Here is a 10,857-nt window from a genome sequence, read left to right as displayed (position 1 = left end):
CGTTAATCCCCTCAAAAATTAAAACGGGCAGCCGGTACGGTGTTCCCAGTCGTATTCCGCCTGGGCGTAAGCAACTGCCGAAATGAAATCGTTGTAGGCCACGCCAGCTTTATCGCTACGAAGTCCTTCGTATGGGCTGGAGTCTATCGGTACTGAGAAATGGAAGAGGCCGGACGGCTCTTTTGGCATCATGTCGATGATTTTCTGCGCCCGGTCGTCGATCCACTTCTCTTTCTCGTCGGTGATCTGCTGCTCAGCCCAGCGCCGATCTTCGATGCGGTCGTAAGTGAGGTATGCGTTCATGGTTGCCTCAGTAATGAATTTTCGCGCAGGGGATCAGGTCATCTTTCAGAGCGGCAAGCACTTCGATAGCCTGCTTGCGGGTTAAGCTGGTTTGGCTGGTGAGCGCGTTAACGATGTTGGTGCCGACCGTTTTGCGGTGCTTCACATCGGCTTCACGTTTTGCCTGCTCATCGGCGATTCGCTTCTCTTCTGCCAGGCGTTTCTCTTCTGCCTGTTTTGCTTTGAGGCGCTCAGCTTCCACTGCCGCAGCTTTTTCTCTTTCCGCCCGGGCTTCTGCTTCCTGCTTCTCGCGTGCCGCACGCTGTTCCGCTTCAATGCGCTGGCGTTCTGCCAGTTCAGCGCGGGCTTTCTCTTCTGCTTCACGGCGCGCTGCGGCTTCAATCTCCGCTTTGTGCTTCGCTTCTGCATCTCGGCGGGCTTGCTCTGCCGCCTCCTGCTTCAGCCGCTCGTCATGCTCGCGTTGAACCTGTTCCGCCAGGAGGCGCTGCTCTTCGCGGTCGCGGTCAAACTTGTCATTCATCAGCAGAGCCATTTCGTGGTCTGCCTCGATCTGCGCGGCACGCTGGCGGTCGAACTCTTCGTTCATCTCCAGCGCTTCGGCGTGTAGCACGTTCATAGCTTCTTCAGCCTTAATGCGTTCCTGCTCGGCTTCCCATTCAGTGAGTGGTCGGCGGGTCGCATCGCGCAACTCGTCGCAGGCATCAACGAATCGCTTAATTTCGGCCTCAGCCGGACGCACAGCTTCTTTCAGGCGCTTCAGGTACTCACGTCCTGGCTTTTCAATTGCCGTCTTGCTGCGAGACACCTGCGCAGCAAGAGAGGCCACACGGTCACGGCCTTTCTTCGTGGACAGGTCCGGCACTTCGTTTACTGCCTGGCGGATTTGCTCAAGGTAAGCGTCAAGGCCGCCCGATACGTAAAGCACTGGAGCCTGCTCCGGCTTGATTTCGATGACAGTTAAGTCCGTTACTTCGCTCATGGTTTCTCCTGAAATTTGGATGTGCAGATCCCGCCCGCTTTTAGCCAGGCCGATCGGTTGAATAGGGTGTTTGGTATCAGTGAACCATTGGCTCGCCGCGCTCATTCAGTAGCACAACGACGGAATCACTTTTGATGATGGTTTTTTCGAAGAAGTTGAATGCGTACAGGCCTTTCTCAACGTTCGCAGAGGCGCGATAAGTTTTACCGTGGTGTTGCAGCATTGTGCCCGGTAAAACCTCGCTACGTGGCACTGATGCGGTGCCGTAGTGCATTCCAATCATACCTTCACCTCAACCTGTTTCAGGAGGCCAGCGATATGCATCTGCCAGCGGTTAAGCGTCAGCTTGTCGCGCGGTGCCGATACCGACGTCAGCTGCCACTCGTTATCGTTGAGCTTTTTGGCGGTGTACTGCTTGCCGTTGTGTGTGACTGTCATCTCACACCACCTTGAATAAGAACCAGCCCATACCGCACACAATCAGGCCCACAATGGTTATTGCGGATGACATGCGAACATGGTCAATGGCTAGTTTTGAAAGTGTCTGGCGATGTTCTTTTATCGTGAGCAAGTTGATTGCTATGCCGAACAGAAACATCCCAACAAACCATAAGGCGTATATCTTTAAGCCCAACACCAAATCACTCATAAATCCTCTTGGCCTTATCGCGGCGAACGGAACGGTTAATACAAGACTTCAACGCATTTTTCTGTGTTTCAATGGGCGGTGGATGGCCGCCGGTTGTCATAACTAAGCCGCCTCGGTGAAGCGACTGAGGTATGAAAAAAGCCGCTGGTTAGGCGGCTTGATATCTGCGAATGGAAAGAACCGGGCATCGCGTAATTCCGTCTACCTTTTCCCATTTCAAAAGTGGAAGGCGAAAAACCTCAAACGTAACCTTTCCAACATAATCGTTCTGAAAATCCTTTGTTCCCACAGCCCATACCTTTTCGAATCTGCGCTCGATGCAAAAAGCTGAGGACCAACCGAATTTTGAGCCAGCACTGATAGCTTCTTTTTTGGTACGAAACGTGGGAATTATGGAAATAAACTCATCAACCTTAATGCTAAGGCGATGATTTTCCTTGAAGCTTATGTCGCCAGATCCCATAACCTTACCCTCTGTCGTTACCCGCTGATGCGGGAGAAATGCTTTGGTGGTGAAGGCCGGACGTTACCCCGGCGATGTGTTCAAGGTCGGACGAAACCGAACTCTCTGGGCCACCTGCCTGCCCAATCGTGAAATACGATGCGCTCACGTAGACGCTGTGCGTGTCACCGATTTCCCACGCCGCTTCACCCAAAAGCACTTCGCCACACTCTCGCAGTGGCCAGCGCCGGTCACCCGGTCACATTTGAAGCTGCTTACGCGTTAACCGGGCGCTAACCGGTTACTCAGTGATGCTTTATGCCTCCTTTCCCTCACTACGCCGCCGTGGGAACCCGACCGTATGAACGCCGTCGTCACGCTGCCTGAAGAGGCAACAAAGTGCGGTCTATCCGCTTTAGTGCTTCATGGGAATCACTCCTCTAAGTTGAATCAGCGCTAACTCCCTGCCAGTGTTGCCCGTTCTCACGCCGTTCTCGCTCTCGCGCGGGGATACTCTCTCACCGACCGGATCGCACCCGGTGATACAGCACGTTTCTCGTGTAGGGGTCTAAACAGGTCATTGACGCTGTAAATCTGCATGTTGTTAAAGAGCATGACGAATCGGTAGTGGTGCGCCGTTCGCCTGGTCGAATCTCCACTTCGCCGCTGGCTAACTTCGCTCAGCTGTCGATGTTTCGTTTCGATGGGTTGATAATGTACCAATAGTTCATTCATGTAAAGTACCAGAAGTACATTATGTGTGAATGAAAAGTTCATATACGATTAACTTTATGAACTTTAAGGAGAAATATTTTTGAGTTTTTTATTGATTGGGAGAGGTGGGTTGGGGCTGGTTTGATTTATTAGAGGTTCGTCACATCAACAAGCCTTGTGCGACCATTGAAAGTTGCGAAAAGTCCGCCGTCTGGCTCAACAACTGAAAGCTCAGCGTATCGAAGGAAGTCTGTTTTGATAACGGACATCAACACCTCTCCGGTATCAATGTTTATGACCTCAAGCCGGTGCGCGTAAAAATCATCTTTGTTTTTGCTGCCGGCAAACGATAGGGCGATGTAGCGCCCAAATTCAGATATGGCCGAACTGATGAGGTGAGTGGAAGTTTCTATCTTGAATAACTCTTTTCCGGTGTTATCCATGACTATGGCTGCAGCCATGTTGTTGTCTTTGCCGGTATGGACAGAAAATAAAAAACGCCCGTTAACAGCTATGCATTGAGGCTTGGGAGAAAGCTGTCCGCCGAGCTTAACCATAAACATGAATTTTTCATTCTTCAAAACCGCCAGAGTGTCATCTCTGAGCTTGCTTTCATCACGTTTGAAAGCACCTAGTTGCCAACGTTTATCGTGGCTTAATTTGCAGGTGATGAAGTGGTCGCCAAGCTCGTACAAAACGCTTCCATCACTAAGATCTGTAACCTTAATTGCTTCCATGCTTAACTTCCTCAGCTATGAAATCTATATGCTCTGGATTGGCTTACCAGGACCTTCGCGCAGATCCGGAGAGATGAAAAATCACCATCCTCGATATACCAGGTCTCATATTTTTTGTTGTCTGAAATCACAGCTAATTTTTTGTGCTGCTTTTGAAGGCGCTTTATGTAGAGATCATTGTCCAGAACGAAAATGTATATGCCGTCACCGTCAAAGCAGTCGATGCTCACGTCGACGAAGATCTGGTCTCTCGGCTCGAACGTGCCAGACATAGAATCGCCATTCACGGCAATCATTTTTATGTGGTCAGCTGGGCGCCCACCAAATACGGCGCGAGCCTCTTCGGTTGAATACTCTATGGATCGGATTGTTTCAATGAACTCATCTCGCACAAGAATTCCTTGCCCAGCGCTAGCTTGAATATCAAAAACGTCTACACGGAAAGAATCGTCCCTCATTGCCATATGCCCTTCAGATATGCCATCTGCTGCACTATCGCCTAATAGGTAAGACGAGGATGTGCCAATTATAGCCGCCAGTTCCTGCAGCTTGCCACGTCTTGGAATAGCCTCCCCATTGAACCACTTGCTTACTGCTTTTGGTGTTAGCTTCATTCGCTTTGCAATTTCAGCCTGACGACCATGAGCAGGTAAACCAGCTTTATCACAGGCCAGCGCTAGCCGTTGGGAAAACTCTGTACGCGCTTTTTCTTCTTGAACCATAGGTTCAATCATAATATCACTTGCGTGAACTATCAGTTCCGACATAATATGTACTTACAGTTCAATTTTGAGGGTTAACAAATGCAACCTAAAAACCTTGGCGACATCATCAAACAAATCCGTGTACCGGTGGTGGCGAAGGCTTGCGGGCGCACTCCCCGCGCTATTTACAAATGGATTAATAGCGGTTGCCTGCCGCGCACCGACTACACAGGCGAAACAGGCTATGCGTCCAAAATCGCAGCTGCATCTGGTGGTCAGTTTACCGAAAACCAGATTCTTGAAATCAGTAAACCAAAAGCCGCTTAACGGCGGCCTTAACAACGAAAGGGAAAGCAATGCATTCACTTGCGTATCAACAAGGTAACAAATTTTCGCCAACGGCGATGATTTACCAGAATCGCCGGGAACCTGATTCCATGGCGTTAAACATCGATGGGATCCGCGCAGCTGTTCGCGCCTGGGCAGCTGATTGCCGCAGCCGTGAATTTGTCGCAGCGTTGATTGTGGAAGAGTGGCGGGCTACCGGCGGCACCGGTCTGGATATCCCCACTGACTCGCACCGCCAGATGCAGAAAGTGTTTCGCTGGATTGATGGCGATACCGAATACGCCGCCAACAACATTCGCCAGCTGGCGCCGGCAATCATGTCGGTCCTGCCGCTGGAGTATCGCAACCGCCTGGCGCCTCAGAACGACACGATGTCGCTAATCGCATCCGCGATGAAAGAGTGTGCTGAAGCTAAGCAGGCTGTCCTGCTGGACGCTCCAGAGCATCAAAAGCTGAAAGAGGTAAGCGAAGGTATAGCTTCGCTGTTCCGCCTCATGCCGGAGCAGGTAGGACCGTTGATGACGATGGTTACATCGATGCTGGGGGTCATGTGAGAACTACAGAAATGGCGAAAGCCGGTCTGCGCGAACAGAACCGACTTTCTGGTGCAAAAACGAGAGTAGTTGCAGGAGCAATAATGGCAAAAAATCCACGCTATTACCATACCGCTGTACATAAAAACATAACCCGCGACCGCTTCATCCGCTCGGTTAATCCGATTGTGGCAGAGAAGATGCGCGCCATCCTGGAAGAACTGAAACGTAAGGAGAGTGGCCGTGGGTAACGTATCCAATTTAGCCGAAGCCAGAGAGGCCAGAAGGCTCCAGAAACCGCGCACGAATGACGGTAAGGGGTTTGCCTTGCTGCACCGTAAAATTATGGATGTGCCGTTCTACAAGGACGCTGAGGCGGCTCATTTATGGGTTCACCTGCTCCTGCGCGCTAATCACGAACAGACAATGGTTTCGACTGATGTAGGCGATGTGATCTGCGAGCGCGGAGAGTTCATTACCGGGAGAAACACACTGGCAATGGAAACGGGTTTGACCGCTGATCGCGTTAAATCACTGCTCCGTAAATTCCAGAACCTGGGCATGATCACCACCAAATCGAACAACCGTTTTACTGTTCTAAAAGTGGTCAAATATGACGAATATCAGTCAAATTTTTGTCCAGCCGATGTCCAGCCGGTGTCCAGAGCAAACGCAGTTATATCAATGCCTGCGGAGGCGGAGTGTCCAGCCGATGTCCAGCCAGTGTCCACAGATAACAATATATTAAATAACTTACTACCTAACGGTAGTAAGTATGTCGCAAATGACCAGAAACCCGCTGAAGAGAAAAAGTCCCGTTTGTCATGCGATGAAGTATGGCAATGCCTGAAAGACGAACTGCCTGAAGCCCGGGGATGGAGATGCCTCACTGATGAGCGACGCAATCTGATCCGCACCTTCTGGGGTAAGGCTAACAAGATTGCCCGCAACCTGGACGGCAAGCCGATGGATATGGACGGTTTCAGAAGCTATCTGCGCTACATCGCTCAGAACTGCCGCTGGATGCTTGAAGACCGACCAGACCAGAAATCCGGGAAGACCTGGCGCCGCATGAAATTCGATAAGTTCCTGACCGAAAAGCTCTACATCGAAGTGCGCGAGGGGGATCGTGATGACCGCTGAATTCATGGCTGTACCACAAAACCTCGAAGCAGAGCAGAGCGTTATCGGTGGCCTGCTGCTGGATGATGACAACAGCGAGCGAGTCCAGAAGGTTCTGGCGATGCTCAAGCCTGAGTCGTTCTACAGCCGACCTCACCAGCTTATCTTTGCCGAGATGCGCCAGATGTTCCGCGACAACAAGCCAGTCGATGGTCTGACATTGTTCGACGCGCTTGAAGGCAAAGGGCTCGCGGAGCAGGTAGGTGGCTTTGCTTACCTGGCGGAGATCGCCAAGAACACTCCAAGCGCTGCAAACATCGTGGCATACGCAGCATCAGTCCGGGAAGCCGCAATGGAGCGCTACGGTATCAACCGCCTTACCGAAGCTACTGAGCTGCTGTATTCCCGCAATGGCATGAGCGCTACGCAGAAGTACGAGGCCATTCAGGGTATTTTCACCCAGCTCGCAGACCATTCAAAAACCGGCAGTCGTCGGGGGTTGCGGTCTTTCGGCGAGGTTATGGATGACTGGGTGGCGGATCTGGAGAAACGGTTTGACCCTTCAGGCGAACAGCGCGGCATGAGTACCGGTATCCCGTCACTCGACCGGCTGCTGGCGCCGAAAGGTCTGGTTAAAGGCTCTTTGTTCGTGATTGGCGCAAGGCCAAAGATGGGCAAGACAACCCTGTACGGACAGATGGCGATCAACTGCGCGATTCGCGAGAAAAAGCCAGCGCTGATGTTTAGCCTGGAAATGCCCAGCGACCAGATCCTCGAAAAGCTTGTTGGGCAGAAGTCCGGCGTAAACCCGAGCATTTTTTACATGCCCGCCACGGATGACGCCGACGACCAGTACCAGGGAGACTACGACGGCGACTTTAAGAAGGCGATCGCTACAGCTGGCCGGCTGAGTGAAATCGACATGCTGTACATCGACGACACTCCGGGCCTGTCACTGGCGCACATCGTTAGCGAAAGCCGCCGAATCAAACGCGAGAAGGGCTGCGTAGGCATGATTTTGGTTGACTACCTGACTCTGATGACCGCCGAAAAAGCCGACCGTAATGACCTTGCCTACGGGATGATCACCAAAGGGTTGAAGAACCTCGCTAAAGAGCTTGGCTGCGTCGTCGTGCTGCTGACCCAGCTCAACCGCGAACTGGAGAAGCGAGTGAATAAACGCCCGTTACCGAGCGATTCCCGCGACACAGGACAGATTGAGCAGGACTGCGACTACTGGGTTGGTATCCACCGGGAAGGTGCTTTCGATGACAGCGTGCCGCCGGGAGAAACCGAGTTAATCCTGCGACTCAACCGCCACGGCAGTACCGGAACGGTTTATTGCAATCAGAACAACGGGGCAATTTACGACACAGACCAGCAGGCCGCCGCCGCAGAACGCCGCGGGCGTGAGCAGCAGCCGAAAAAGAAAGGGGGGTTCTGATGACCATAACAATCCGTGGGCAGATTCTTGCAGCCCTGCGTAATAACCCGGGCCTGAACAGTGCTCGTATTGCCAGCATGATCGGCATGACCACCAAAAAGATTTCCGGCCCGCTAAGCACATTGTTTGCAGACGGCCTGATCGATTTCGAAGGCAAGCATGGCCAGCGGCTTTATCGGCTGACCAGCTACGGCATGAAATACGCACCGGAAACCATACCGGCGATGCCGAAGGGAAATTCGAAGTTGGTGCAGCGTACAGAGGCAAACGTGATCTGCCAGGAGTGCCGCAACAGCGCGGCTATGAAGCGAGTATTGATGGTTTGGGGGAGGGTAGGGGTATGACAAACGTAAGCGCAGTGGAAAAAATGGCTGAATTAATGCAGCAGATGGAAGAGAACTCGCCGCGAGTAGCTTCTCTCCAGTATTGCCTGCAACAGGTTGCGGAAAAAGTCGAAGAAGCAGAAAAGCGCAATGCGGAACTCGAAGCCAGATGCGCGGCGCTGGCTGCGGAGAATGCGGGGCTGAAGGCAGCGATTGACGCAACTATCGGATGGCAGCAATCAACCGATTCGGAGAATGTTGAAAGCGTTCGAATGCTGCTCGACATCAAAACCCCGGCCACCGACTCTTTCCTGGCTGAAGTGCGGGCCAGCGGTGTGGAGATGTTTGCTGCCTATTGCGGTGAAGAAAACGCGGTGTTTGTTGAGGCTAAGGCTTATTACCGTTCTCTGCCCGATGCCGCCTATGAGTTCGCCTTTGAGCTTCGCAAAGGAGTGCAGTCATGAAACTGAAAATGCACACGCCGGACGGATCAGTGATTGTCGATAGCAACCAGGTAACGCAGTTTTATCCAGACCATGAAAGCGGTGGCGAGCTGACCACCATCGAAACGGTATCAGTTACTGGCGAAAAATTCTCGGTGAAGGTTAAGCACTCGTTTTATCAGGTGGCTAGCGCACTGGCTACAGCCTGGAGCGTTGACGAAAAGAAAGCAGAAGGAGCCGCCCAATGAGTACGCAAATCAAACCCTGCCCATTCTGCGGCAGCAAAGACGTAGAGGCGTTCGCGCAGTACGAAGAGGACTGCCCTTACCAGTCGGCAATTGTTCGCTGCCACTCGTGTGACGCGCAGTCTGCTCAGATGGTTGGTGCGAACAAAATCAACATGGCTATTTCTGCATGGAATAAACGTGTCGGGGAGGCCGCCCAATGAGCAACATCGAAAAACATGCTCTCATTGAAAAAATCAAAAAGCAGACCGAAAGCTATGACACGGTGGTGCTTCGTGAGGATGAAGCTAATGCGCTGCTGGATGAGCTGGAAGCCAAAGACAAAGCATGGTCAGCCCAGGGCGACCACATAAACCAGCAGGCTGACCGAATTGAATCGCTGGAGAAGAAAAATGGCGAGCTTGGCAGAGCGCTTGGAACAGCAGAGAAGCGGATTGCTGAGCTGGAGAAGCGGGAAGTGAAATTGCCTGATATCAACAATTATCTTTCCGATGTCACTGAACTAACGCTTGATCGCGCTCTTCGTCTAACGGCGGAGGGAGTCCGTTCAGGCGATATGGCAGCAATCCGTGCCGCAGGCATTCACATCAAAGGAGAGGACTAACCCATGAGCACAATTACCAAAGAACGGGCGCAGAAAATAATTGAAGCCGCCGATGAGGTTATTACCGCGCTAGCCGGAACAAATGAGGATGTTCATTCTGAGGATAGCAGGAAGATGTGCGACCTTTGGGATGACCTGAACGACAGATATGCACCGCCAGAAGTTGTGCGAGAGCTGGCGCGTATCGCGCTGGCATCGCTCGAAGCTGAACCTGTTGGATACGTCGACGCTGAATACTCTGAGCTACTAAAGCAAGGGCATATCGAATCATGCTCTGTGTATGCGGAATCGGGAGAAGGCTGCCTTCCGTTTTACACCGCCTCGCCAGCGCCGCTAGCTGTGCCTGACCGCTCTATGTTTGAAAAATGGTGGGAATCTGAGCACGGATCGCCCCTCGATAGCTGGGATTCATTACGGACGACTGAAGGTTATTGTGATGATGGGATTGATGGTCAGTTCGAAGCCTGGAACGCCTGCCGCGCCGCCATGCTTAATCAGGAGAAGATCAATGGATAATCGCTACGAAATAGCAGAGCAAAACGGCATGAGTCGGGAGTTTGCTGACTGGTTCTTTGATAACAAAAAGACTGGCTGTGGAAACGTCTGGTTCATGATGATGGCGGCAATGTGGGAAGGGTGGCAAGGCTGCGCCGCCATGCTTCAGGGGGCCGAAAACGCCGAATCGCGCTGCACCATCCAGACCGCGCCAGCACTGGATTCTTTGCCAAAAAACGCCGAGTCGCGCAGCAGCAACTCTCTGGTCATTCCGGATGGCTGGACGAGAAGCGATGAAGCAAACGCAGCACTGATAATGCTCGATCGCATAGAAACAGTAGACTCGGTGGATGATGACCGCATTGAGGGTATCAAGCGCATCATTCGCGGTCTCGCAGCAGCACCGCAGCAGGAGGTGTGATGTGGATGAGAAAACAAAGATTTTAGAGGTAATGCAAGCTAGAGCCGCTAAGGAAGAGAAAGTCTTTGGCGGCAGATATCCAGTCAGGATGGCTACATGGAATCTTCGCCTGGCAATGGAGGCTAGATTCCCAGATGAAGAGTGGAAGTCAGCAGAGCTTCGCAAGATTTTAACCGAGATGGCTAAGGAAGGGCTCGTAACAAAAGACTTAGGCCACAGCAGGATAGGTCAGGCTGTATGGAGGCTTGAGAAGCGCGACGCCTAACCAATTCGCCGCATAACAAAACGTCAAACAACGTTTGATTTCCAATAATCATCCATCCATAATTAAGTCACCGGAGCCTGAACAAC

Annotated in this window: 20 protein-coding genes and 1 pseudogene; 13 read left to right on the top strand and 8 right to left on the bottom strand. The window is 52.1% G+C overall.

Translation table 11 applies throughout. The annotated features are described in order from the left end of the window. Nucleotides 1–18: 18 nt before the first annotated feature. The 8 genes from gamL to AB6V08_RS09335 all read right to left on the bottom strand — a co-directional run bounded on the left by gamL (nt 19) and on the right by AB6V08_RS09335 (nt 4,558). A complete protein-coding gene (gamL, locus tag AB6V08_RS09370; RefSeq protein ID WP_368542405.1) occupies nt 19–303 on the bottom strand; it encodes a host nuclease inhibitor GamL in 285 nt (94 codons plus the stop codon). 7 nt (nt 304–310) lie between these two features. Beyond that, nucleotides 311–1,282, bottom strand: a complete 972-nt coding sequence (locus tag AB6V08_RS09365; RefSeq protein WP_368542404.1) for a hypothetical protein — start codon at nt 1,280–1,282, stop codon at nt 311–313. Between the two features lie 76 nt (nt 1,283–1,358). Continuing rightward, on the bottom strand, nt 1,359–1,565 hold the full coding sequence (locus AB6V08_RS09360) for a cell division protein FtsZ (protein WP_368542403.1): 207 nt from the start codon (nt 1,563–1,565) through the stop codon (nt 1,359–1,361). Then, entirely contained in the window at nt 1,562–1,720 is a 159-nt protein-coding gene (locus AB6V08_RS09355; protein WP_047727208.1) for a hypothetical protein, read from the bottom strand. The genes AB6V08_RS09360 and AB6V08_RS09355 overlap by 4 nt, the downstream gene beginning before the upstream one ends. A 1-nt stretch (nt 1,721) precedes the next feature. After that, nucleotides 1,722–1,931, bottom strand: a complete 210-nt coding sequence (locus AB6V08_RS09350) for a hypothetical protein (RefSeq protein WP_368542402.1) — start codon at nt 1,929–1,931, stop codon at nt 1,722–1,724. 148 nt (nt 1,932–2,079) lie between these two features. Next, the gene (locus AB6V08_RS09345; RefSeq protein ID WP_063151430.1) at nt 2,080–2,394 is read right to left on the bottom strand and encodes a hypothetical protein; all 315 of its coding nucleotides are present in this window, start codon (nt 2,392–2,394) and stop codon (nt 2,080–2,082) included. A gap of 842 nt (nt 2,395–3,236) precedes the next feature. Next, on the bottom strand, nt 3,237–3,824 hold the full coding sequence (locus AB6V08_RS09340; RefSeq protein WP_059347400.1) for a hypothetical protein: 588 nt from the start codon (nt 3,822–3,824) through the stop codon (nt 3,237–3,239). A gap of 11 nt (nt 3,825–3,835) precedes the next feature. Further along, entirely contained in the window at nt 3,836–4,558 is a 723-nt protein-coding gene (locus tag AB6V08_RS09335) for an XRE family transcriptional regulator (protein ID WP_230065601.1), read from the bottom strand. Between the two features lie 69 nt (nt 4,559–4,627). Between AB6V08_RS09335 and AB6V08_RS09330 the strand changes: the two genes are divergently transcribed. From AB6V08_RS09330 to AB6V08_RS09265, 13 genes and pseudogenes are all read left to right on the top strand, one after another. Continuing rightward, nucleotides 4,628–4,855 carry a hypothetical protein gene (locus AB6V08_RS09330; protein ID WP_033817243.1) on the top strand — a complete coding sequence of 76 codons (228 nt, stop codon included), beginning with the start codon at nt 4,628–4,630 and terminating at the stop codon, nt 4,853–4,855. 29 nt (nt 4,856–4,884) lie between these two features. Next, on the top strand, nt 4,885–5,430 hold the full coding sequence (locus tag AB6V08_RS09325) for a toxin YdaT family protein (protein ID WP_368542401.1): 546 nt from the start codon (nt 4,885–4,887) through the stop codon (nt 5,428–5,430). Nucleotides 5,431–5,513: 83 nt separating this feature from the next. Beyond that, entirely contained in the window at nt 5,514–5,660 is a 147-nt protein-coding gene (locus AB6V08_RS09315; RefSeq protein ID WP_015571544.1) for a hypothetical protein, read from the top strand. Next, nucleotides 5,653–6,552: a DNA replication protein gene (locus tag AB6V08_RS09310; protein ID WP_368542400.1), complete on the top strand. Its 900-nt coding sequence runs from the start codon at nt 5,653–5,655 to the stop codon at nt 6,550–6,552. The genes AB6V08_RS09315 and AB6V08_RS09310 overlap by 8 nt, the downstream gene beginning before the upstream one ends. Further along, a complete protein-coding gene (locus AB6V08_RS09305) occupies nt 6,542–7,975 on the top strand; it encodes a DnaB-like helicase C-terminal domain-containing protein (protein WP_368542399.1) in 1,434 nt (477 codons plus the stop codon). The genes AB6V08_RS09310 and AB6V08_RS09305 overlap by 11 nt, the downstream gene beginning before the upstream one ends. Further along, the gene (locus AB6V08_RS09300; RefSeq protein ID WP_368542398.1) at nt 7,975–8,319 is read left to right on the top strand and encodes a transcriptional regulator; all 345 of its coding nucleotides are present in this window, start codon (nt 7,975–7,977) and stop codon (nt 8,317–8,319) included. The genes AB6V08_RS09305 and AB6V08_RS09300 overlap by 1 nt, the downstream gene beginning before the upstream one ends. Then, complete coding sequence (locus AB6V08_RS09295; RefSeq protein WP_368542397.1) at nt 8,316–8,762, top strand: hypothetical protein; 447 nt, start codon at nt 8,316–8,318, stop codon at nt 8,760–8,762. Before AB6V08_RS09300 ends, AB6V08_RS09295 begins: the two co-directional genes overlap by 4 nt. Beyond that, nucleotides 8,759–8,989 carry a hypothetical protein gene (locus tag AB6V08_RS09290; RefSeq protein WP_196356837.1) on the top strand — a complete coding sequence of 77 codons (231 nt, stop codon included), beginning with the start codon at nt 8,759–8,761 and terminating at the stop codon, nt 8,987–8,989. Before AB6V08_RS09295 ends, AB6V08_RS09290 begins: the two co-directional genes overlap by 4 nt. Then, nucleotides 8,986–9,189: a Lar family restriction alleviation protein gene (locus AB6V08_RS09285; protein ID WP_368542396.1), complete on the top strand. Its 204-nt coding sequence runs from the start codon at nt 8,986–8,988 to the stop codon at nt 9,187–9,189. Before AB6V08_RS09290 ends, AB6V08_RS09285 begins: the two co-directional genes overlap by 4 nt. Beyond that, a complete protein-coding gene (locus tag AB6V08_RS09280) occupies nt 9,186–9,590 on the top strand; it encodes a hypothetical protein (RefSeq protein ID WP_368542395.1) in 405 nt (134 codons plus the stop codon). The genes AB6V08_RS09285 and AB6V08_RS09280 overlap by 4 nt, the downstream gene beginning before the upstream one ends. 3 nt (nt 9,591–9,593) lie before the next feature. Next, nucleotides 9,594–9,812, top strand: a pseudogene (locus AB6V08_RS09275) (hypothetical protein); the annotation flags it as partial. A 286-nt stretch (nt 9,813–10,098) separates the two neighbouring features. Then, a complete protein-coding gene (locus tag AB6V08_RS09270; protein ID WP_368542394.1) occupies nt 10,099–10,506 on the top strand; it encodes a hypothetical protein in 408 nt (135 codons plus the stop codon). Nucleotides 10,507–10,537: 31 nt separating this feature from the next. Further along, nucleotides 10,538–10,771, top strand: coding sequence for an eaa protein (locus tag AB6V08_RS09265; protein ID WP_368542526.1), 234 nt, complete (start codon nt 10,538–10,540; stop codon nt 10,769–10,771). Nucleotides 10,772–10,857: the final 86 nt, after the last annotated feature.

The sequence above is a fragment of the Enterobacter soli genome, assembly GCF_964208575.1.
In the GTDB taxonomy this organism is placed as follows: Bacteria; Pseudomonadota; Gammaproteobacteria; order Enterobacterales; family Enterobacteriaceae; genus Enterobacter; species Enterobacter soli_A.
The sequence above is the reverse complement of the archived record's forward strand: the minus strand, read 5'-3'. Positions and strand labels throughout refer to the sequence as shown.

Excerpts from the sequence above, each read along its gene's own strand:
- gamL (WP_368542405.1), bottom strand. The coding sequence starts at position 303 with ATGAACGCATACCTCACTTACGACCGCATCGAAGATCGGCGCTGGGCT.
- AB6V08_RS09365 (WP_368542404.1), bottom strand. The coding sequence starts at position 1,282 with ATGAGCGAAGTAACGGACTTAACTGTCATCGAAATCAAGCCGGAGCAG.
- AB6V08_RS09360 (WP_368542403.1), bottom strand. The coding sequence starts at position 1,565 with ATGATTGGAATGCACTACGGCACCGCATCAGTGCCACGTAGCGAGGTT.
- AB6V08_RS09355 (WP_047727208.1), bottom strand. The coding sequence starts at position 1,720 with ATGACAGTCACACACAACGGCAAGCAGTACACCGCCAAAAAGCTCAAC.
- AB6V08_RS09350 (WP_368542402.1), bottom strand. The coding sequence starts at position 1,931 with ATGAGTGATTTGGTGTTGGGCTTAAAGATATACGCCTTATGGTTTGTT.
- AB6V08_RS09345 (WP_063151430.1), bottom strand. The coding sequence starts at position 2,394 with ATGGGATCTGGCGACATAAGCTTCAAGGAAAATCATCGCCTTAGCATT.
- AB6V08_RS09340 (WP_059347400.1), bottom strand. The coding sequence starts at position 3,824 with ATGGAAGCAATTAAGGTTACAGATCTTAGTGATGGAAGCGTTTTGTAC.
- AB6V08_RS09335 (WP_230065601.1), bottom strand. The coding sequence starts at position 4,558 with ATGATTGAACCTATGGTTCAAGAAGAAAAAGCGCGTACAGAGTTTTCC.
- AB6V08_RS09330 (WP_033817243.1), top strand. The coding sequence starts at position 4,628 with ATGCAACCTAAAAACCTTGGCGACATCATCAAACAAATCCGTGTACCG.
- AB6V08_RS09325 (WP_368542401.1), top strand. The coding sequence starts at position 4,885 with ATGCATTCACTTGCGTATCAACAAGGTAACAAATTTTCGCCAACGGCG.
- AB6V08_RS09315 (WP_015571544.1), top strand. The coding sequence starts at position 5,514 with ATGGCAAAAAATCCACGCTATTACCATACCGCTGTACATAAAAACATA.
- AB6V08_RS09305 (WP_368542399.1), top strand. The coding sequence starts at position 6,542 with ATGACCGCTGAATTCATGGCTGTACCACAAAACCTCGAAGCAGAGCAG.
- AB6V08_RS09300 (WP_368542398.1), top strand. The coding sequence starts at position 7,975 with ATGACCATAACAATCCGTGGGCAGATTCTTGCAGCCCTGCGTAATAAC.
- AB6V08_RS09295 (WP_368542397.1), top strand. The coding sequence starts at position 8,316 with ATGACAAACGTAAGCGCAGTGGAAAAAATGGCTGAATTAATGCAGCAG.
- AB6V08_RS09290 (WP_196356837.1), top strand. The coding sequence starts at position 8,759 with ATGAAACTGAAAATGCACACGCCGGACGGATCAGTGATTGTCGATAGC.
- AB6V08_RS09285 (WP_368542396.1), top strand. The coding sequence starts at position 8,986 with ATGAGTACGCAAATCAAACCCTGCCCATTCTGCGGCAGCAAAGACGTA.
- AB6V08_RS09280 (WP_368542395.1), top strand. The coding sequence starts at position 9,186 with ATGAGCAACATCGAAAAACATGCTCTCATTGAAAAAATCAAAAAGCAG.
- AB6V08_RS09270 (WP_368542394.1), top strand. The coding sequence starts at position 10,099 with ATGGATAATCGCTACGAAATAGCAGAGCAAAACGGCATGAGTCGGGAG.
- AB6V08_RS09265 (WP_368542526.1), top strand. The coding sequence starts at position 10,538 with ATGCAAGCTAGAGCCGCTAAGGAAGAGAAAGTCTTTGGCGGCAGATAT.